Annotated in this window: 16 protein-coding genes; 14 read left to right on the top strand and 2 right to left on the bottom strand. The window is 30.3% G+C overall.

What is annotated here, in order from left to right; translation table 11 throughout:
- Positions 1-183: 183 nt before the first annotated feature.
- Together LNQ49_RS05980 and LNQ49_RS05975 are read left to right on the top strand one after the other, a co-directional pair.
- Positions 184-4,542, top strand: coding sequence for a PKD domain-containing protein (locus LNQ49_RS05980; RefSeq protein ID WP_229987768.1), 4,359 nt, complete (start codon positions 184-186; stop codon positions 4,540-4,542).
- 15 nt (positions 4,543-4,557) lie between these two features.
- A complete protein-coding gene (locus LNQ49_RS05975) occupies positions 4,558-5,562 on the top strand; it encodes a PorP/SprF family type IX secretion system membrane protein (RefSeq protein ID WP_229987767.1) in 1,005 nt (334 codons plus the stop codon).
- A gap of 184 nt (positions 5,563-5,746) precedes the next feature.
- On the opposite strand, the gene LNQ49_RS05970 is transcribed toward LNQ49_RS05975, so the two are convergent.
- Complete coding sequence (locus tag LNQ49_RS05970) at positions 5,747-6,364, bottom strand: HD domain-containing protein (RefSeq protein WP_229987766.1); 618 nt, start codon at positions 6,362-6,364, stop codon at positions 5,747-5,749.
- Between the two features lie 346 nt (positions 6,365-6,710).
- On the opposite strand from LNQ49_RS05970, the gene LNQ49_RS05965 reads away from it, so the two are divergent.
- The 7 genes from LNQ49_RS05965 to LNQ49_RS05935 all read left to right on the top strand — a co-directional run bounded on the left by LNQ49_RS05965 (position 6,711) and on the right by LNQ49_RS05935 (position 13,178).
- Positions 6,711-7,238: a hypothetical protein gene (locus LNQ49_RS05965; RefSeq protein ID WP_229987765.1), complete on the top strand. Its 528-nt coding sequence runs from the start codon at positions 6,711-6,713 to the stop codon at positions 7,236-7,238.
- A 65-nt stretch (positions 7,239-7,303) separates the two neighbouring features.
- Positions 7,304-8,218, top strand: coding sequence for a T4 RnlA family RNA ligase (locus LNQ49_RS05960; protein WP_229987764.1), 915 nt, complete (start codon positions 7,304-7,306; stop codon positions 8,216-8,218).
- A gap of 70 nt (positions 8,219-8,288) precedes the next feature.
- On the top strand, positions 8,289-9,566 hold the full coding sequence (locus tag LNQ49_RS05955) for a class I SAM-dependent methyltransferase (protein ID WP_229987763.1): 1,278 nt from the start codon (positions 8,289-8,291) through the stop codon (positions 9,564-9,566).
- Positions 9,567-9,569: 3 nt separating this feature from the next.
- Positions 9,570-10,754, top strand: a complete 1,185-nt coding sequence (locus LNQ49_RS05950) for a hypothetical protein (RefSeq protein ID WP_229987762.1) — start codon at positions 9,570-9,572, stop codon at positions 10,752-10,754.
- A gap of 2 nt (positions 10,755-10,756) precedes the next feature.
- Positions 10,757-11,656, top strand: a complete 900-nt coding sequence (locus LNQ49_RS05945) for a phosphatase domain-containing protein (RefSeq protein WP_229987761.1) — start codon at positions 10,757-10,759, stop codon at positions 11,654-11,656.
- Positions 11,657-11,869: 213 nt separating this feature from the next.
- A complete protein-coding gene (locus LNQ49_RS05940) occupies positions 11,870-12,193 on the top strand; it encodes a S24 family peptidase (RefSeq protein WP_229987760.1) in 324 nt (107 codons plus the stop codon).
- Positions 12,194-12,377: 184 nt separating this feature from the next.
- Positions 12,378-13,178: a TatD family hydrolase gene (locus LNQ49_RS05935; RefSeq protein WP_229987759.1), complete on the top strand. Its 801-nt coding sequence runs from the start codon at positions 12,378-12,380 to the stop codon at positions 13,176-13,178.
- A 21-nt stretch (positions 13,179-13,199) separates the two neighbouring features.
- On the opposite strand, the gene LNQ49_RS05930 is transcribed toward LNQ49_RS05935, so the two are convergent.
- Positions 13,200-14,054: a hypothetical protein gene (locus tag LNQ49_RS05930; protein WP_229987758.1), complete on the bottom strand. Its 855-nt coding sequence runs from the start codon at positions 14,052-14,054 to the stop codon at positions 13,200-13,202.
- Positions 14,055-14,524: 470 nt separating this feature from the next.
- On the opposite strand from LNQ49_RS05930, the gene LNQ49_RS05925 reads away from it, so the two are divergent.
- From LNQ49_RS05925 to LNQ49_RS05905, 5 genes are all read left to right on the top strand, one after another.
- The gene (locus LNQ49_RS05925) at positions 14,525-15,667 is read left to right on the top strand and encodes a hypothetical protein (RefSeq protein ID WP_229987757.1); all 1,143 of its coding nucleotides are present in this window, start codon (positions 14,525-14,527) and stop codon (positions 15,665-15,667) included.
- Entirely contained in the window at positions 15,657-16,403 is a 747-nt protein-coding gene (locus tag LNQ49_RS05920) for a nucleotidyltransferase domain-containing protein (protein WP_229987756.1), read from the top strand. The genes LNQ49_RS05925 and LNQ49_RS05920 overlap by 11 nt, the downstream gene beginning before the upstream one ends.
- 11 nt (positions 16,404-16,414) lie before the next feature.
- A complete protein-coding gene (locus tag LNQ49_RS05915) occupies positions 16,415-18,409 on the top strand; it encodes an AAA family ATPase (RefSeq protein WP_229987755.1) in 1,995 nt (664 codons plus the stop codon).
- Positions 18,406-19,464, top strand: coding sequence for a DNA polymerase beta superfamily protein (locus LNQ49_RS05910; protein WP_229987754.1), 1,059 nt, complete (start codon positions 18,406-18,408; stop codon positions 19,462-19,464). Before LNQ49_RS05915 ends, LNQ49_RS05910 begins: the two co-directional genes overlap by 4 nt.
- Positions 19,465-19,722: 258 nt before the next feature.
- Positions 19,723-20,223 (top strand): DUF2004 domain-containing protein, encoded by a 501-nt coding sequence (locus LNQ49_RS05905; RefSeq protein ID WP_229987753.1) that lies wholly within the window; start codon positions 19,723-19,725, stop codon positions 20,221-20,223.
- Positions 20,224-20,538 lie beyond the last annotated feature (315 nt).

The following is a 20,538-nucleotide window of genomic DNA, read 5'->3' as shown; positions in this document are numbered from 1 at the left end:
TAATAAAGTAAATGACAGTTTTTAGTTTCAAGATAAAAACTCAATTGTTTTATTTTTAGCACGTTATAAAAATTAATAAATCACTTTTAATCTAAATTATTGAAATCAAAAAAAGATTATTTTATAATATTTTTTTGATTAAAAAAAACGTATACTTTTGGCAGCTAAAATAAATGACACTTCATGGGGAAACATTACTTCTTACACTTATATTTTCTTTTAATAATTACTACTTCGGTTTATGGATTTGGTACTGTCAATAAAAGTGACTTTACTACTAATAAAGCTTACAAAAATTTAGTTTTAGCCCCAAATGTCGATTTCAATTTTACTAATGATGGAACTTGTTCAGGAACTCCTATTACATTTAATCCTATTGTAACTGGTACAGCTCCCTTTACATATAAATGGGATTTTGGAGACGGAAGCACGTCTACTGATAATAATCCGAGCCATTCTTTTACAGCAGTAGGTTGCGGATTGCAATCTTTTACTGTGACGCTAACGGTAACTGATGCTACCGGTGTAAATACAGCAACTAAGACTGTTTCTGTAAAGCAAAAACCAGATTTAAAGTTTGTAAATGGCGGAAGTACTTCTTTTGAAAGATGTGGAGATAATAACTCTAGCCCTAAATACACAATTAATGTAGTGAATAATTCAGGTTCAATAGGATGTATCACATCTTATAATGTAAATTGGGGAGATGGTAGTTCTGAGACGAACGTTACTTTTCCGAAAGCGCATGAGTATCAGAAATTAGGCTCTTTTAATATGGTTATTACGGCTGTAGGAAACGGTTGCAATAATTCTGTAACCTATGTTGTTAAAAATTCAAATAATCCACTAGGAGCACTTATAGCTCCAGGTAATACAACTAATTTATGTATTCCAGTTGCTCCAATGGATTTTGCAATAGGTGCATGGGGACTTAATCCTTCTGATACCAATTATTTGGTTAATTATGGTGACGGAACGGTTCTAAATTTTACCCAAGGACAATTAGAAAGCTCTACTTATTATAATGCTGCAAATCCGCAAGCTTCACAAAATTTCCCTGTACCACATAAATTCACAAGTGCCAATTGTCCTTCTGGAAATACGGTTAGTTTAACAATATCAACATCTTGTGGGCGTACGTATCTTACAGCAGGCCCTATTATTATATTAGATGTGCCAGTGATAAGTTTTAATGTAAATAGTATTGTATGTGCCAATACCTATGTTAATTTCAATAATACAACTAGAGCAGGTTATACCAATGATTGTAGTACTTATAATGTATATACTTGGGATTTTGGAGACGGAACATTTTCTAGAGAAGTTAGCCCAGTTCATGTATATACAACCCCAGGTACCTATACGATTAAGTTAAATGCAACAACGCCTTGTGGAGTAGGAACAGAAACTACAAGAACAATATGCGTTGAGCCTATATTACAACCAAAATTTACCTATGGTAATGCTTGTGCTTCGACTAATGTACAAATGATAAATACTACTGATACAAGTTTAGGTTGTGGTACGGAGTCTTATTATTGGGAAGTTACATATTACTACGAAGGATATTGCGGTAAAGGAACAACTGGTCAATGGAATTTTGCAGATGGTACAAATTCATATTCTAAAAATCCAGTTTTTAATTTTGCAAAACCAGGATCATACAATGTTCAATTAAGAACAACAAATTCTTGTGGAGTTTATAACTATTCTTCTCAATTAATTCCAGTAAAAAAGAAACCAGTTATCACTCTAAAACCAATTTCAGATTTTTGTAATTCGGCAACAATTAATCCAGTCGGAACAGTAGAGGAAACTTGTTCTCCAAGCTCAGAAATAACGTATGAGTGGAGTTTTCCAGGAGGTACCCCTTCATCATCTACTTTACTTAATCCAGGCCCTATAAATTATACTACTAGTGGTAATTATGAAGCAATTTTTAGAGTAACCAATAGTTGTGGTACAACTGAAGCCAAAAGACCTTTTTCTGTTGATTTAGTTCTATCTCCTATTATAAAAGATAAGTCAGTAAAAACATGTAGTGGTACTGGCTTTCAAGTTACCCCAGTTACTAATGGTATAGATAATGTACCTGCAGGAACGACCTATGTTTGGTCAACACCAGTAGTTTCTCCAGCTGGAGCTGTGAGTGGAGCAAGTGGGCAATCATCTCCCAGAACAACTATTAGTCAAACTTTAATAAATAATACAGCCAATCCAGCAACAGTAACATATACTGTATCGCCTATATCTACAGTTTGTCCTGGACCTAATTTTACAATAACTGTAATAGTAGACCCATTAATAAATGTAGTTGATGTTACAAAAAATAGTACTTGTTATGGTTCAAATGATGCTTCTATTGCTATAACAGTAACTGGAGGAATTCCTTTTGCAACAGGAAATCCATATACTTTCTCTTGGACAGGTCCTAATGGGTTTACAAGTACCGATAAGGATATTTCTAATTTAAAGCCAGGAAGCTATAATTTAAGAATCAATGATAATGGTAATTGTCCATATTCAAGAACGTACTATGTTAATGAACCGGGGAAATTTCAATTCTCAGGAGGTAAAAATGACATTACATGTTTTGGGTTAAATAACGGATACATTAATCTATCAGTATCAGGAGGAACGTTACCTTATAAATATGTATGGACAAAAGACGGAAATCCTTACACTGCAACAGCTGGAAACATTAATAATCTAGCATCAGGAGTTTATGGAGTAACGATTACTGAAGCTAATAACTGTGATATACTAACAGGAAGCTATATAATTATCGAACCACCATTATTAAAGGTAAGTTTCGAAAGTCAAGTTAATATTTTATGTTATGGATACTATACAGGAGAAATTAATGTAAGTACAGTAGGAGGTCGATATACTGAATTATCTCCAGGAGTTTTTAATTACCGATACAGTTGGACAGGTCCAAACGGATTTAGAAGTAATCTTCAAAACCCAAAAAATCTTGCAGCAGGTACTTATGATTTAACTGTTACAGACAATTCAGGTTGTACAGATAAACTAAGAGTAGTATTACTTCAAAATGATGAAATCCGTTTAAATTACAGTAAAACCGAAATTGCATGTTATAATTATTCCAATGCATCTATTACTATCAATAGTATTACAGGAGGAGTTCCTTTTACAACAGGAGAGCCTTATATTATAGAATGGAGTAATTTAGGAACAGGTTTAGTTCAAAATAACTTATCAGCAGGAACTTATATAATCACAATTACAGATTCATTAGGTTGTCCAAAAGTATTTACTATAGTTATAGATAATGCTCCTGTTTTTACTATAAATCCAGATGTAATGAATGTTTCTTGTTTTGGTGCAAATGATGGTCACATCCGATTGAACCTTGTAGGAGGAAAAGCACCAGTTAAGTTAGTCTGGGACGATAATTCGACAGCAGGAATAGAACGTAATAATATAGGACCAGGAAAATATAGTGTAACAATTACTGATGCTAAATCATGTGTAATAAAAGAAACTTTTATTATAATTGAGCCTTTATTATTAGAATTAAGAGCTGATGTATCAAACCCATTAGATTGCGTAGATGCAAACACTGGTGAAATTAATTTAGTGGTAACAGGAGGTCTGCCTCCATTTAGTTACTCTTGGTCAAATGGAGCTAAAACAGAAGATTTGACTAAACTTCCTCCAGGAACGTATGCTGTCACAGTTACTGATGCCAATGGTTGTAAAAAATCGGAAGAATGGAAAATTACCCGATTCGATCAACTTACACCAACTATTGAAGTGTTAACAGATTTTAATTGTGATACGAAGTATGTACATCAAACATTTGTAGGACACGTTAAAGGAGGAATACCACCATATACATTAAGCTGGTCAGATGGAGTTGTTTCAGGTCCAAACAACGAGATTATGAATACTGAAAATAAAGGCTTAATTATATTTAGTGTAACCGATAGTTTTGGTTGTACAGCCGATTTCCCATACAATGTTAATACACCAGTATTAGGAATCGCTAATTATTCGACAAGTTCGTATGGTAAAGATGTTTTTGATTTGTATTCAATTTATGATCCAATTTTATTTACCAATCTAGCAACGGGAGATTTTACAAATATTTCTTGGGACTTTGGTGATGGTAAATTTTCAAATGAAGAAAACCCAAAACATATTTATACAAGAGAAGGAACATATACAATAAAACAAACAGTTACATATCCTTTTGGTTGTCAATATAGTTATACCTCTACAATAGTAGTCGAAAAAGGATATAGTCTAATAATGCCAAATGCCTTTACACCAAATAATGATGGTTACAATGACACGTTTGCACCAGTGTTCTTAGGCTTCGATAGCATTACTCTGGATGTTTACGACACTTGGGGAGGAATTGTATATTCTGAAACAGGAAAGAACATCAGAGGATGGGATGGGCAAATAAAAAATCATGCAGCCGAAAATGGAAACTACTTTTTCAAAATCACTGCAAAGACTTTTTATAACCATACGATAACCGAAAAAGGAGCATTTACATTACTTAAATAATAGCAACAGATTACAATGAGATTAAAACTATATATTACAATACTAATTGCATGTTGCTTTTATTCAGAAACAAGAGCACAAGATCCAATTTTCACTCAATACTTTTTAGTTCCGGAAACCCTAAATCCAGGGTTTTCAGGATTCATGGAAACCACCTATGCGGGTATAGTGCATCGTGAGCAATGGCCAGATTTAGATTTAAAAATAGATACCGATTATGCATTCGTAAATACTTGGAGCGAAAAAATGAATAGTGGCTTTGGAGTGAGTGTTTTAAATCAAAGAGAAAACCTAACTAAGTATAATTACACGCAAATAAATGCTAATTATGCCTACAGAGTAAAGCTAAACGATACATGGTATTTTAGACCAGCTGTCGAAGCAGGCTTTGGATTAAAATCATTTGCATTTCAAAATTTATTGCTCGAAGATCAAATTAATATACGAACAGGAGTTATAAATTCAAGTTCGATGGATCCAATGCTAAAAAATGATAAAGTAAGTTTCTTTGATGTATCGGCAGGGATGGTTTTTAATACCGAAAGTCTTTGGATAGGTTTGTCGATGAAGCACCTTAACAGACCGAATATTTCCTTTGCATCAGATGGGAATGTACCATTAGACACGTTCTTCTCTCTAAGTTCAGGTTATGAATTTCTTTTAGCCGATTATGTCGATGTATTATTCCTTCCGTATGAAACCAAAATGCTTATTACCTCAAATTATATGCAACAAGGGCGTTACAATCGATTTGATATAGGAACATCAATACAGTTTGAAAAGATATACTTTGGAGCAACAGCAGTTACAAATCCTTCAAAAAATGGGATGAATAGAGAGCTACTTACCTCTGTAAATCTTTTCACAGGATTACAATATCAAAATTTAAAACTAGGACTTTCTTACGATTTAAATACTACTAGTATGGGAAGAACAGGCGGTGTTTTTGAAGTTTTACTAACCTACCAATTCAACCTAAGTGTAAAATGTTTTGGCTGTCCAAATTATACTGGAAGATAAAAACGGGTAATTAATAACAGTTTATCTAAAACAGCTTTAGTAAATAATAAGGGCGTGTCCCTCTGGGTCAGGCTGTTCACTGTATCTTTTTTGGGCTGAAAAAAGCCCAAAAAAGGATGCCGTTTCCATCCTTCACGCAAATTCGCTAATGAAATAAGCTTTGATTTTTAAAAGAGAATAAAATTTATTTACTTAAAAAATCAATTTCCATTCTTATATTTTTTCTAGCTTTCGCTTCATATAAATTTCTGAATTCTTCCGTTAGAAAAATAGAATCATTTTCAAGGAAATGATTCAATGCCTTAATCCTTCCGGGGATATATAGAAAATCGGGATAAATACTATATTCTTTTCTTATTTGCTCAAAATAAATCTTATACTCTTCCCAGTCTCTTGAAAGGATTTTCAAGTCAAAATCAATAAGCCATTTCACATCCTCAATACCATCGAACTTGTGATCTTTGGTAGCACAAATCATATCATAAATTATCTTACTATTCAGCGTTGAATCTTTAGGTAGAATTTTAACTGCATATTCAGCACTTTTTAATTCATTATCTTTTTTGCGACTATTGTATACATAATCGTGATAAAAGATAGCATACAAAACTTCACTAGGAAATTCTAGGTCATTTAAGTAAGATTCATAACAAGCAATCATATCATTTATATGAGTAAGGTTATGATAATGTCTTGATTTTTTAGAATAGGCACTTTCTAAATTCAACCAATTCTGCTGAATCTCTTTTTCCTCAAAGCCAGTGTTAATAAGTAGTTTGGTATATTTTTCTTTTAAATCCATAGCAGTAATTTACTCAAAAATAGAATTCTTTTTTCACTGCGCAAAATAATTGCGCACTAAGATTAAATCTTTGTACCATCAAAAAGAAAGGCCTTGTAGCTTAAAAGGAAAAGCCTACAGAAAAATACGAGCTGTAGCGTTTGCGGATATTCCGGTTAGACCCGTGCGGACTAATGGGTAGAATTTACAGAAGCACCGAAATCGTTAGGGAAAGTAGGGAAGCGTATTTAGAGCCGCAATGCCCGAAAGGGAATATGAGTTCGAATCTCATCAAGGTCACAAAAAAGCAACTATTAATTAAGTAATAATCTTTTTGAATATTTGAAAAGAAAAATAGATTTATGTGATGAGAGTTATAGATTTAAAATTCAAAATTGAAAAGAAGTTTGAAAAAATCAAGCTTAGAAGCGATGTTTATGGGCTTCAAATTCAGTGTAATACCAAATTTAAAAAAGGAATAAGTAATAAAGAAATTGATGAGTTGGAAGTGTTGTTTGGCTTTGTTTTTCCTTGGAATTATAGAGAAATGCTTTTAATTTTAGGTGATTTAGATGTATCTCAAATTTCAATTAATCCTGATGACGAGATGGATATTGAGTATAGTAAGGATAGTTTTTTCTATCAATATCCTGAAGATTTTGAGAAATCAAGATGGTTGATAGATGAAATTAATGAGTTTAAATCTGAAGTAGAGTTAGTGCTTGATGAAGCAGGCTTCGACATTTCCAAAATTGTTGGTTATATTCCGTTGCATTCTCATAGGGCTTTAGTGGTTTTTAAAGATAAATATCTTTCACCTGTTGTTTCAGTATGGCAAGCGGATGTTATCATGTTTGGAGATAATTTAAATGAATACCTAATGAATGAATTTTAAGATTTTTTTATTGCGCAAAATGACTGCGTAGTAAGTTTTGAATCTTTGTTTAAATAAAAGAAGAAATGAATACAGTACTTTTAAAAGAGATGATGTCCAAAAATTATATTAGAGTAAACAAACACCCTAATTATGATTTGTATATTTATAATTATACTCAAAGTGCACAATTCGAAAGAATATGGAACGAAATTACATTAAGCTGTAGAGGACTAATTCTTGATGAAAATTATAAAGTGATAGCAAGACCATTTCCTAAGTTTTTTAATTTAGGAGAAATGGAGAATCAAGTGATTCCTAATACAAGTTTTGAAGTGTATGATAAAATGGATGGTTCATTAGGGATTTTATATTGGATTGATGAGGTACCTTTTATGGCAAGTAGAGGTTCATTTACAAGTGAGCAATCAGATAAGGCGAATGAAATGTTACATGGGAAATATAAAGATTCATGGAGGTTTCTAGATAAAAATAAAACCTATCTATTTGAAATTATTTACCCTCAAAACCGAATTGTTTTAGATTATGGTATTTCTGAAGAATTGGTTTTATTGGCCATTATCGATGTACAATCGGGAGAAGAATTTCCACTTGAGGATATTGGATTTCCTGTTGCAGAAAAATATGATGGAATTAAGGATATCCTTTCTTTAGCAGAAATGAATAAAGAGAATAAAGAAGGGTTTGTTATTAAATTTTCGAACAATTACAGAGTAAAAATAAAGTTTGAAGAATACCTTCGATTGCATCGAATCATTACACAGGTTTCTAATTTGAACATTTGGGAGAATTTAAAAGCAAATCAATGTAAAAAAGATTTTAAGGTACTAGGAACAGTCAAAGAAACGGCATTGTATTTCTTGACATGTAAACACCCAGGAGTGTTATTTGCAATGCTAAAAAACAGAGACTATTCAGAGATAATTTGGAAAATGATTCGACCAACATTCGAAAAACCATTTAATAAAGAAGAAGATTAAAATTTTAATTTAACTGCGCAAAATGACTGCACAGTAGCAAAGCTATATTTGTCAAACAAAAATAAACACAATGATTATAAAACTTAAATCAGATAATAAATACTTTTTAGATATCCTTTATAAAAATCCAAATACGGATCAAGGCCTTTATTTGAAAGAATTAAAAAATGGAATTATTATAGGAAATGTTATTTCTGCTACAGAGTATCATTGTGTTTTTCTGGATGGTAAAAATAGTTATTTGCCAGAAGAAGGAAATCAGATTGACTTTCAAAGTTATTGCAGTCCGCTGTTAGCCTTAAATATGGGAAGTGAATTTTTTAATCATTTGTATAAAGAAAATACAGGTTTGGGTGAAACAGTAATTTCATGGTTAGAGAAAAACTACGATGAGGTTGATATTGAAAAATGTACTATTGAAGTTGTTACTTTTTTCATTGATTCAGGTTGGTATAAAAATGGTAATTATCTTTTGTCAAAATACATTGACGGAATTTTACTTCAGCATAAAATAGGGAATAACTATGAATTAAAGATAGAAGGTAAGACAGTTAGAGAAGCATTACAGAAATTTTCGCTTGTAGCCTTGTTTTCGCATTTTACCAACAAATATGCTGTTTATACTTATATTGATGATTATTTTATTCAAAAGCATATCACCATGTTAACCAATATTTCTGGTATTCCGTATTTTGTGTTTTATCTTTTTATAAAAAGGATCATGCGTTCTCCTGTACAGTTTGAAAAGTTTAAGCCACAGTTAGAAACCTATTTTGATAACAAAGTTCAATTTGTTTTTACAGATACACACCAATCCAGAAAAGAATTCATTTGCAATAAAATCAATTTTGATGTACCTGTTTTAGATTTTGGTTGTGGTGAAATGCAATATTTTAAGTTGTTGTTAAAAAAAGGATTTACACAAGAATATCACGCATATGACGAAGTTGATTTTAAACATATTGCAGATAAAATCAAAGTAATAGAAAATGCTGATAACTTACATTGGATTGAAAGTTTAGAAGATATAAAAGGGTTTGAAGGTCAGATTATATTGAGTGAAGTGATTGAGCATAATTCATTAGAAGATGCAAAAGCATTGTTAATCTGGATTCGTGATAATACAAAGTTCACACAATTATTTGTGACAACGCCTGACAAAGATTTTAATGTAAATTATGAATTGACGGAGGAATTTAGGCATGATGATCACGATTTTGAACTTTCAAACACAGAATTTATAAAATTGATCGATAATATTTTTTCAAATCCTAAAATTTATCATGGAGTAGGAGATTGTGTAAAAGGAGTTTACCCAACAAGTGCCGTAATCATTCAAAAAAAGTAAAAGATGTTAGACTATAGAGTAAGAAATAGAATTGAGTGGTTTTGCAAAAATAAGATAAACGATTTTTCACCAACCATATCTCCAGCACCAAAAAGCAAGACAAAGAATGAAATAGAAAGCATCGAGGAAGCAGTAAATTATTATTTAGAAAAAGGTGTAACTGAGTTTGTGGTTCAGAAAAAGTATATGGGGTCATATTGTACAATTTACTTAAAAAGAAATCTTGAAGAAACTTATTTTGTTTCGAGAAATGGTTTTAAAATGGATCATATCGATGTAGAAAAAGCAATTGGCAGTTTGAAGGATTTGCATGCTAAAATGATTCTTATTTTTCCAGATTTTGAAACGATTTTGATAGCTTCAGAATTATTGCCTTGGAAAGTTTTAGGAGCAGGATTAATTGAGAAAGAATTTACAGGATATTATAATGCATTAAAAACGCACAATGAGTATTTGAAATCTTCGGGATTACTCGAAAAGTTGAAAAATGTTAGAGAATCTCAAACGTTTACGACATACATTTCAGATAAAAAACAGCTGACTAAAAAAGAATTTGGTAGTAAACATAAATCACATATATTACGTCAATACGAAGCTTTGATAACTGTAAAAATACCAAATATAACCAAGCAGGAAGAATCATTAAAAGTATTTCAAAATCAAATCAATACATTTGGAAATGAAGGTGAATTGCATTTTAAACCATTCACGATTTTAAAAGTAGTTCATACTTCTGGTGAAGAAGTAATACCAAATAGTAACTTGACTTATGAATTGGTAAATAATGATGCTTTTTTACATTTAGAAATTACAAATTCTAATAAAGAAGAAAAGCTAAGGGAAGTTTATTCGTTTTTCGAAAAACTGACCAATGAGAATGAGGAAGGCATAATGATTAAACCTGTTCTGAATTATATTAAAAATTTGCCACCATGTTTTAAAGTTAGAAATAACAATTATTTGACAATGATTTACGGAGTGAATTTCCATCAGGATTTTAATCATTATTTAGAAAAAAGGAATGTAAAAAAGAAGTTAGAACAATCTATAAACGGTTGGGAAATCAACCAGAAAATGCTTCAGATTCCTTATAAGAACCTTGATGATGAAAATTATTTGATGCGTTTATTGCTTTTAAAGCGTATCAATAACGAAGAAATAGAAAAAACATTAGATCCAAGATTATAAAAATGAAAAAAACACCAACATTAACTGTATTAATTGGTTGTCCAGCATCTGGAAAAAGTACTTATGCAGAATGGCAAGTGAGAACCGAATCTAAAACAATGCGAATTAGCCGTGATGAAATCAGATTTTCGCAATTTCAGGAAGTAATGGATGCTGCTTCTGAAAGTATAATTTCAAAAATTATTTATGAGCAAATAAAAACATTGCTTTTAAATGGATGGAATGTTATTTTGGATAATTGTAATACAAAATTTGATTACATCAAGCAGCCTATAAAAGATTTTTCGGAAATGGCTCATATAGAATTCAAATTATTTGATTTACCATTAGAAGAACTTTTGATTCGAAATGAAAATAGAGAAAGAAAAGTTCCAAAAAAAGTGATTGAAAATATGTTCCATCAATTGCAAACTATGAAATCTAAATTTGATTTTAAATCAATAAGAAAAGTAAATAAATTATTGGAATATGAAATTCAAAATTCAGAACTGCCAAAAGCAATCATCTGTGATCTTGACGGGACATTGGCATTAATGAATGGGAGAAATCCTTTTGATGCAAGCAAATGTGATGAAGATTTATTAAATGAACCAGTAGCAAACGTATTAAGGAATTACAAGAAATTGGATTATAAAATACTATTGGTTTCAGGAAGGGAAGATCGATACAAAGAACCGACTTTGAGATTTCTTGAAAAACATGCAATTGAATTTGATGAGCTAATGATGCGTAAAAGTCAAGACAACCGAAAAGATTCTATCATAAAAACCGAAATCTATAATGATTTTATCAAAGATAAATACTTTGTAGAGTTTGCCCTAGACGATAGAAATCAAGTAGTAGATATGTGGAGAAACGATTTAAAATTGCCTTGTTTCCAAGTGTATTATGGGGATTTTTAGCTTTTTTTCGTAGGTACAAAGGTTCAAAGTTGCAAAGATATAGAAGTGAAAAGTGAAAAGTGAAAAGTACTTTGTTGTTCTGCGCCTTTGCTAGAAAAAATAATCCAAAAGACGGAGGTTCAAATCCTCCCTGTGCAACCCATAAGTCGCGGTAGTTTAGTATGGGAAAACGATTGGATTTAAATAATAAAATAGAATAAAAATTAAAAAATTATGAATAAGTATGAACGACTGAAAAATGAATTAGAAACAGTCGGAAATGGAAAAATGAAGGCGTTTGGAGATTCAATGCGACCAATTTTAAAAAGTGGAAGCCTCTTAACTTTCGAAAAAAGTGACAATTATGCAATAGGAGATATTGTATTTTGTAAAGTAAAAGGGAGGTATATAGATGCCCACAAAATCATAAAAATCGATACCAATAAAGGATTTTTAATTGCCAATAATAAAGGATTCGAAAATGGTTGGACAAAGATTGTCTACGGCAAAGTAATCCAAGGCGAATATCAGAACCAACTGATTTACGAAAACAAATAGTTTTTTCACGCAGATTTTATAGATTTATTAATAATCTACAGTTATCTGCTTGAATCTTTTTAAATCTGCGTGAAACAAAATCTTCACAGAATAAAAAATAATGCAAAGAGTTGAAGTCACAAAGTTTTAGCCTTTGAATCTCTGTACCTTTTAGTCTTTGCTTCTTAAAAATAAAAAACAAAAAATGAAAACATATATAGATATAGGAATTAATCTAACGAATAAACAATTCCACAATGACATAGACGATGTTGTACAAGACGCACTAGATGCCGATGTAACAAAAATGATACTTACAGGAACAAGTGTAAGGAATAGTGAAGAATCATCAAGAATGGCAAAGCAATATCCAGGAGTTTTGTATGCAACTGCAGGAATCCATCCGCATGATGCGAAAAGTTTTGACAATCAGAGTGTTTCGAAACTGAAAAATTTATTAATGCAAAAACAGGTAGTTTCAGTAGGGGAGTGTGGACTTGATTTTGATCGCGATTTCTCGCCAAGAGCCATGCAGGAAACTTGCTATAAAGCACAATTAGAACTGGCTATCGAGGTTCAAAAACCGTTATTTCTTCATGAAAGAGCTGCTTTTACTCGATTTATGAGTATTACAAACGAGTATTTACCACAATTGCCCAAAGCTGTTGTACATTGTTTTACTGGAACATTGCAAGAAGCCAAAACCTATCTCGATAATGGATTATATCTTGGTTTTACGGGAGCAATTTCAGACAGCCGACGCTTTGAACATTTAAAAGAAGTAATTCAATACGTGCCGCTTGATAAAATGATGATTGAAACAGATGCGCCTTTTATGCTACCAAAAAATGTTCCGAACAGCCTTTTGAAGAAGTACCACGAGCGCCGATGCGAACCATCGTTTTTACCGTATGTAGCAGGAACAATTGCACAGTTTAAAGGAATAACTTTAGATAAAGTAGCAGAGCAGACAACATTCAATTCTAAAGACTTTTTTGGAATTTAGTATACCAAATAAGTTTGAATATTATAGAGAGTCAATAGGCTCTGAATTCTTTTTGGTTTTATAGAATTTCAAATAAATTAGATATTCTATAAAAGGAAACGACATAAAAAGCAAGTAGAACAAAACTTCATGTTTCATGATTCCTTTATAGAAATAATCAGAAATGTTTTTTACTTTAAGCCCCATTTCCAATTGAATAGACTTCTCAATTTGTTCCGATTTGATCTTGTCGAGTTTCGTTAAGAGTGATTTAAATTGAGAATAATCAACATTTTTAATGTTTGCAATATCTACTTTGCTGTCAACAGTTTTTATCAAACCATAGGCAGTAGCACTAAAAATTTCCGATTCGTATTTTTGAAGTAAATAATTAGAAGAAGAATTTTTGAAATTATCTACAGTAGCAATTCCGCTGTTGTTTTTTTCAATGTATAGTGCTAATGATTGAGATAGCGATTTACTTGCGTCTTCTGATGAATTCATTAATTTTTGGAGAGATGCCAAAAACTCTTTTTTATTTTCTTCAGATGAAAAGGCAGGACCAATAGTTTTAGAATAGATGTTTGTGGTAATCGTAGTGTTTTCTTTATCCAGAATAATATGGCAGCCATAAATGAAGCCAAACATTCCAAAAAAGTATAAACAAACTAGTATTATATAAGGAATCCAAAGTTTAGCAATCCAGTTATAATACTTTCGATCTCGATTAAAATATTTTTTCTTGTAGAGATAAATGTTTAAGACAATACTTATTGCAAGCCCTATTAAAATAAATAACACAATCCAGAATACTAGCCAGCCTATGTTTGGCAAAATATATTGCTTTAAAAAAATCCAGGTTTCAGACCAATTAATTGTATTGATAAATTCGTTCATTGCTTTTAATTTAATGCGGTAAAAATAGTGTTAAAAATATAGACTGAATCAGTTTTTATGTTAGAATAAATAGAAGGATTTGTTAAATAGAGTAAAATAAAATTTATACTCATTAAAAATGTTTCGAAGAGTCTTTTAAGAAATAGCACAAATGTTGATACAAATCATCGTTTTGTGAGATGTAGCAGAAACAATTGCATAGTTTGAATGGAGTTCTTTAGACAGAGTGTCTGAAGAGATAGGAGTAATTACAAAGTTTTTTTTATGATTCAGAATAGATGTTTTATTGGTTTTTTTGCATCAGATCAGTGATTTTTTTTATGAGTTTGTGGTTTTTTATTTGTTAATTTGAAAATGAATTATAGAAAATAAAAAGCTTTAAGAATTGCAAAAAAGTAACATAAAAAAAGGTCTTTTGTTTAATCTTTATTTCCAGATTTCGATTTTAATTTAAAAACAAGTAACTAAAAATGTACATTCTAAAGAGTAACGTAATTCTATTATTAGTAGTATCAGTATTTCTGTTTTCATGTAAAAAGGAAGTGAAAATAGAAAAGAAAAAAATTAAAAAGGATACAATTTCAGTAGTAGAGCCTATTGTCGAAAAAATAATCCTCACAGAAGTAGAAAGTAATTTTCTAAAGAAACTTATAAAAGAAGAAATTGGCAATCAAAAGTATGACAGATTAGAAACAGAATATTCTCCTTATTCAGTTCACTTTCCTAACGATGGAGATCCGTATTCAGTCTCATTTTCAATTGAAAAGAAAAGCGATTTTAATAATGATGGTATTATAGATTATGTAGTCGATGTTTCATCCGAAGGGATGTTGGGAGGAAATGCAAATACTAACCAAAGCTATGATTATTACATTATGAAAGACGAAATTAATGTCAAGGAACATCATTATATTTTGGGCTATGCACCTTTTTCCTATAATATAATTGATGTTGCAAAATTTGTAGGAGATAAATTTAAAGTGGATGTTACACAGAACTTTAGAACTTATAATAAAGGCGCAGAGGATTTAAAATCGACTTCGCTTTCTTTTGTTTACAAGAATGGCAATTTATATGAAGAATCATATTTGTCTGATTGTAAATTGTCAAAATTAAAATCAAAAACCATTTTTAAGGATATTCCTGAGGTATCATCACGAGTAAGAAGTATTGAGATACATAATTATACCGAAACTATTGAAGAGAATTATGTAAATAAGGATACATTAATTTCTGCAAGTTTAGGTGGCTGCGATAATTTATCTTTAAGTTTTGATACTAAATATAAAGTTGATAACAGTAAAATGAATGATGACGAATTCAAAAAGAATACAGCATTACAACTTTTAAGTTTTTTATCGAAGAATACTCAATTTTCTAAAGAAATTGATATTGTTACAAATTACTACAATGAAAACCCTATAACAGAGGAATATATTGAAAAAGTAAAGGGATATGGGTTTAGAATTTTCATTGAAAAGAATGCTAAAAGCAAGAATGAATTAAGGTTTTTAATTCAAATTGATAAAATTGATAATCCGTACCAAGCGGAGAATTGGGAAATTGCTACACGCCAAAAAACAGCACCAAAAGAAGAGGAATATGAGGACTAGAATACTAGAAAAATTAGAAGAAATAGAAACAACCAAGAATGTAAAAATACTTTTTGCTTGTGAGTCAGGAAGTCGCGCTTGGGGATTTGCATCACCAGACAGTGATTATGATATTCGTTTTATATACATGCATGATTCTGATTATTATCTTTCACTTTGGGAAAAATCAGATGTAATCGAGTTTATGACTGAAGATGATTTAGATGGCTCAGGTTGGGATTTGCGAAAGGCATTACAGTTACTATCAAAGTCTAACGCTCCTTTGATGGAGTGGTTGTTTTCGCCTGTGGTGTATGATGGAGATGATGTTTTTTTGTCTCAAATGAGATCACTTGCGACAGCTTGTTTTTCGCCAATAGCTGTTTTACATCATTATTTGGGAACAACAAAAAATTTCATGGATGTTTGCGAGAAAGAAGAAGTAAAGCTAAAAAGTTATTTCTATGCTTTGAGAACCGCATTAGCAGGAAAATGGATAATAGAAAACAATACGTTTCCGCCAGTTGCCTTTGCCGATTTGTTACTGATAGCACCACAAAAGGTACAAGAAAAAGTAGCAGAATTAATAGAAATAAAAGCCAATCAAGATGAAAAATATTTACACCAAAAAGAAGTTTTAATAACTGATTTTTTATTGGAAACGGTTAAGTTTAATCAGGATAATACAAGTAGCTTGGGAAGTGGAAAGAAGTTGAATGAGGAGTTGGATTTGTTTTTTAGAAAGATGATAAAATAATTTTAAGATATATGAGAAAAGGTTATGATTTAATTTTTCCTAAAAGTGAAGACTTCAATGATTATTTTCTAAATGATGAAGATTATCCAATAACTTTTCTTCCAAGATTTAATACTATAAATATTATTGTTGGAGCGAATAATAGTGGTAAAAGTAGATTTGTTCGAAACTTAATGTGCTACACAAATTTTAATGCAGTGCCCGATTTTCATGTTTTTAGGGGTATTATAAATACTTACAATAAAAAAGTTATTGATGTAAATAAAATAATTAATTCTAAAATTAGTTCGTTTGAAGAAAGATCTAAAACAACTAGATATGTAGATGGTAGTACTCCAGATAAAGATAATGCAGAAATATTACGTCAAAACAAACCAGTTTTACTTGATGAAGATAAAAGTAATGACTTTTTATCAATAATATATGAAAATAAAGAAAAGCTTGAAAATATTTTTTCTTTAGGTGTGGCAGATGTTACATTAATTCATTTTAGAGAAATTGACGAATCTTTTTTTAAAGTTTATAAAGTAAAAAATTATTTTATTCCTACGTTGAGAACAGCGCATTCGTTATTCAACTTTGAAAAAGAAAGATATTCTAAAATTGAAGAAGATATTTACTTAGATACTCTCCATTATTACTATGATTTAAAAGAAAAAAAAGTTGAAATTTTTACGGGAATTCATCTTTACAAAGAAATTTTAAATACGAGAAATTCTAGAAGAGAAATTAGAAATAAGTTTGATCAGTTTGAAGATTTTATTCGCTTTAACTTTTTTGACGGGAAGAAGATCGATATTGTTGCTGAATTTGACAAAGATGAAAGCCTTAAGGGGAATAATAATTTAGAAATCATTAGTGTTCATGTCGAAGGAGAAAAAGAAACACGTTCTTTATATGAATTAGGAGATGGAATTCAAGCATTAATAATATTAATGTATAAAATATTTATGGCTGAAGATAATTCATTTATATATATTGATGAACCAGAATTAAATCTTCATCCAGGGATGCAAAGATTATTTTTAGAGCAGATAACGAGTAATAAAGATTTAAAAAAGAAAAATCTAACTTATATACTTACTACGCATTCAAATCATTTTTTAGATCTAACAATTGAAAAAGACAATGTTTCTATTTATTCATTTTCTCCTAGAAATAATGAATTAAACGATAAACAGTTTACTGTAAAAAATGTAAATAGAGGGAATAATTCATTGCTTAAAGAATTAGGTGTAAATAACTCGTCAGTTTTTATGGCAAATTGTAGCATTTGGGTTGAAGGAATATCAGATAGAAACTATATAAAAGCATTTTTAAAATCATATTGTGATTCAATTGGAAAATCTTATCCAAAAGAAGATATAGATTTTGCATTTTTTGAGTATGCTGGCTCTAATGTCGATCATTATATTTTTGAAGATGAAATAGAAGATGAAAAGAAAGAACTTCTCATAAAAGATATTAAATCTTTAGCACTTAGTAATAGGATATTTTTATTAGCAGATTCTGATGCAGTAACAAAAACAAAAAACAAACAAAAGTTTGTAAGATTAGAAACTTTAAAAAATGCGGAATCAGATAATTTTAAGCCTAAAATTATTTGGGATGTAAGAGAAATTGAAAATTTGCTTACCAATGACATTTGGAAAAAGGTTTTGATTAATTTCTGTAATGAAAAATTAGTGAATCAATACGAAGCAGAAATTCAAAATAAAATAGAACTAGCACTAGGAAAAATTGATGCTAATAAACTTAAAAAAGAATACATTGGTAATTTTTTAAATGATTTGAGAGAAGAAATTTCTAAAAAAGGAAATGTTTATATTCTTAATAAGTCATTTTATGAAATTAAAAAAAATGGTACTTATGGTACTATTATAGATAAAAGAGGATTAAGTGAAAAAGTATTTGAGGCAGATTTTCCTTGGACTGTTTTTTCTAAAAATAAAGAAATTAAAAATTTAACTATTGAAATTTACGATTTCATCACCAAAAAACCATGACCATCCAAAACCTAAAATCCCAAAATCTGATTCTTTTTGAAGTTATTTCGGGAAGTAAATCCTTTGGGTTAAATACACCAGCATCAGATACAGATATAAAAGGAGTTTATTATTTGCCTAAAGAAAAATTCTTTGGGCTCAATTATATTCCACAGATTGCAAATGAGACCAATGATGAGGTTTATTACGAAATTGGTCGATTTGTAGAGTTACTTTTAAAGAATAACCCAAATATATTAGAGATTCTAGCAACGCCCGAAGATTGTATTTTATATAAACATCCGCTGATGGATAATCTAAAGATAGAAGATTTTTTATCTAAACTCTGTAAAGATTCTTTTGCAGGTTATGCCGTTACGCAAATCAGGAAGGCGAGAGGTTTAAATAAGAAAATTGTAAATCCAATGCCAAAGGAAAAGAAAAGCCTTTTAGATTTTTGTTATGTGGTAAAAGGATATGAAACAGTTTTATTGTCTAGTTTTTTATCAGAGAATAATTTAAAGCAAGAACAATGTGGTTTGATTAGTTTACCTAATTCAAGAGGGATGTTTGCCTTGTTTTATGATCCAGATAATGTTTTAGGATATAAAGGAATTATTCAAAAAGAAACCTCAAATGAAGTTTCACTTTCTTCAATCCCTAAAAATGAAAAGTTAATAGGGTATTTATCTTGTAATCAAGATGGTTATTCTAAGTATTGTAAAGAATATACAGAATATTGGAGTTGGATTGATAAACGAAACGAAGACAGATATAATACCAACCAGCAACATGGTAAAAATTACGATAGTAAAAACATGATGCATACCATTCGTCTTTTGCAAACTGCCGAACAAATTCTTGCCACTGGGAAATTAAATATTAGAGTTTCAAATCGAGAAGAATTGCTTGATATAAAAGCTGGAAATATGGAGTATGATGCTTTACTTGAAATGGCAGATGGTTTAATCTTATCTATTGAAAATCATTATAAAAATTCGGCTTTGCAAGAAACTCCAAATGAAGAAAAAGCAATAAAGACTTTAATTAAGATTAGGGAAGAATTATATAGTTAGAAAGCATTTTTAATTGGCTATGTATTTACTTTCCTATTTTAAAGTTTTATCTTACGTTTATTTAATTAATTTAGCAAAACAAGTTAGCTGTGACTTAACTGTAATTGTTGAGGAAGAACTTGCCTGAGAATATGAATATAGAGTAGATAGAAATTTATGAGAACGAAAAAGGCGAAATTATACGATGAACAAATTGATTGTGAAATTGAACAAGCAATTTTAAAAATAACTAAAAAATAACTAAAAAATAAAGATAAAATGGAAGAAAATACATTACCACATTTTGGAAAAATACCGACTGATAATTTAGAAGAATATTACGTTGTTGATATTGATTTTAAAGGCAATCAAATTCAAGTTGACTTAAATTTTGAAAGTGAAACTCTTGACACATCGACGTTTGAAAAAATAAAAAAACTTATTGAGAACATTGAAAAATTTGATGAGCAAAACAAGAAATATATTCTTGAGGATTACAACGACGACGAAGGAGATACTGTGAAATTTTATCTAGAGCATCATTTGGATGAAGTTGGAAAAGAAGAACTTTCAACATTAATTAATTTTGATGACACGACAAGCGAACCCGAAAAACAGCTATTAGATAAATTAAAAATGGTAAGAGTTGGTTTGTATCCTCATGATAAAGAAAATTTTGCCATTTTTGATTATTCAATTGGACAAGAAATAACAAATTATTTAGTAGTTATTAATACTGATGAAAAAGGAGAATTGGATTATATGGCAATGGAAAGCTAACTAGTTTAAAAACACTTCTACTAACAGAGGTTTGTGTTAGTTGGGTTGAAGTGCGAAATTCAAGTTTCTGCTGCATAAAGTTTCCTAGCTCCCTACAGTAATCTTGATTTTAATTAAGAACATTTAGGAGAGTTGAGGTATATTTAGAATAGCATAAAAGCGCTCTGATATCTGAGCGCTTTTGTTATTTATATAAAATAATTTCTCTAAGCGATTGTCATTTCCGCTTAAGAAAAGAATATTGAGTATGTCGCTTTTATCAGAAAGTTAAAAAAGAGCTAAATACACTTCGTTTTTTGATATAAATTTGAGTAG

Origin of the sequence: Flavobacterium pisciphilum (genome assembly GCF_020905345.1) — a bacterium.
Taxonomy (GTDB): domain Bacteria; phylum Bacteroidota; class Bacteroidia; order Flavobacteriales; family Flavobacteriaceae; genus Flavobacterium; species Flavobacterium pisciphilum.
The sequence above is the reverse complement of the archived record's forward strand: the minus strand, read 5'-3'. Positions and strand labels throughout refer to the sequence as shown.

Excerpts from the sequence above, each read along its gene's own strand:
- LNQ49_RS05930 (WP_229987758.1), bottom strand. The coding sequence starts at position 14,054 with ATGAACGAATTTATCAATACAATTAATTGGTCTGAAACCTGGATTTTT.
- LNQ49_RS05980 (WP_229987768.1), top strand. The coding sequence starts at position 184 with ATGGGGAAACATTACTTCTTACACTTATATTTTCTTTTAATAATTACT.
- LNQ49_RS05940 (WP_229987760.1), top strand. The coding sequence starts at position 11,870 with ATGAATAAGTATGAACGACTGAAAAATGAATTAGAAACAGTCGGAAAT.
- LNQ49_RS05915 (WP_229987755.1), top strand. The coding sequence starts at position 16,415 with ATGAGAAAAGGTTATGATTTAATTTTTCCTAAAAGTGAAGACTTCAAT.
- LNQ49_RS05935 (WP_229987759.1), top strand. The coding sequence starts at position 12,378 with ATGAAAACATATATAGATATAGGAATTAATCTAACGAATAAACAATTC.
- LNQ49_RS05925 (WP_229987757.1), top strand. The coding sequence starts at position 14,525 with ATGTACATTCTAAAGAGTAACGTAATTCTATTATTAGTAGTATCAGTA.
- LNQ49_RS05960 (WP_229987764.1), top strand. The coding sequence starts at position 7,304 with ATGAATACAGTACTTTTAAAAGAGATGATGTCCAAAAATTATATTAGA.
- LNQ49_RS05910 (WP_229987754.1), top strand. The coding sequence starts at position 18,406 with ATGACCATCCAAAACCTAAAATCCCAAAATCTGATTCTTTTTGAAGTT.
- LNQ49_RS05965 (WP_229987765.1), top strand. The coding sequence starts at position 6,711 with ATGAGAGTTATAGATTTAAAATTCAAAATTGAAAAGAAGTTTGAAAAA.
- LNQ49_RS05970 (WP_229987766.1), bottom strand. The coding sequence starts at position 6,364 with ATGGATTTAAAAGAAAAATATACCAAACTACTTATTAACACTGGCTTT.
- LNQ49_RS05905 (WP_229987753.1), top strand. The coding sequence starts at position 19,723 with ATGGAAGAAAATACATTACCACATTTTGGAAAAATACCGACTGATAAT.
- LNQ49_RS05975 (WP_229987767.1), top strand. The coding sequence starts at position 4,558 with ATGAGATTAAAACTATATATTACAATACTAATTGCATGTTGCTTTTAT.
- LNQ49_RS05920 (WP_229987756.1), top strand. The coding sequence starts at position 15,657 with ATGAGGACTAGAATACTAGAAAAATTAGAAGAAATAGAAACAACCAAG.
- LNQ49_RS05955 (WP_229987763.1), top strand. The coding sequence starts at position 8,289 with ATGATTATAAAACTTAAATCAGATAATAAATACTTTTTAGATATCCTT.
- LNQ49_RS05945 (WP_229987761.1), top strand. The coding sequence starts at position 10,757 with ATGAAAAAAACACCAACATTAACTGTATTAATTGGTTGTCCAGCATCT.
- LNQ49_RS05950 (WP_229987762.1), top strand. The coding sequence starts at position 9,570 with ATGTTAGACTATAGAGTAAGAAATAGAATTGAGTGGTTTTGCAAAAAT.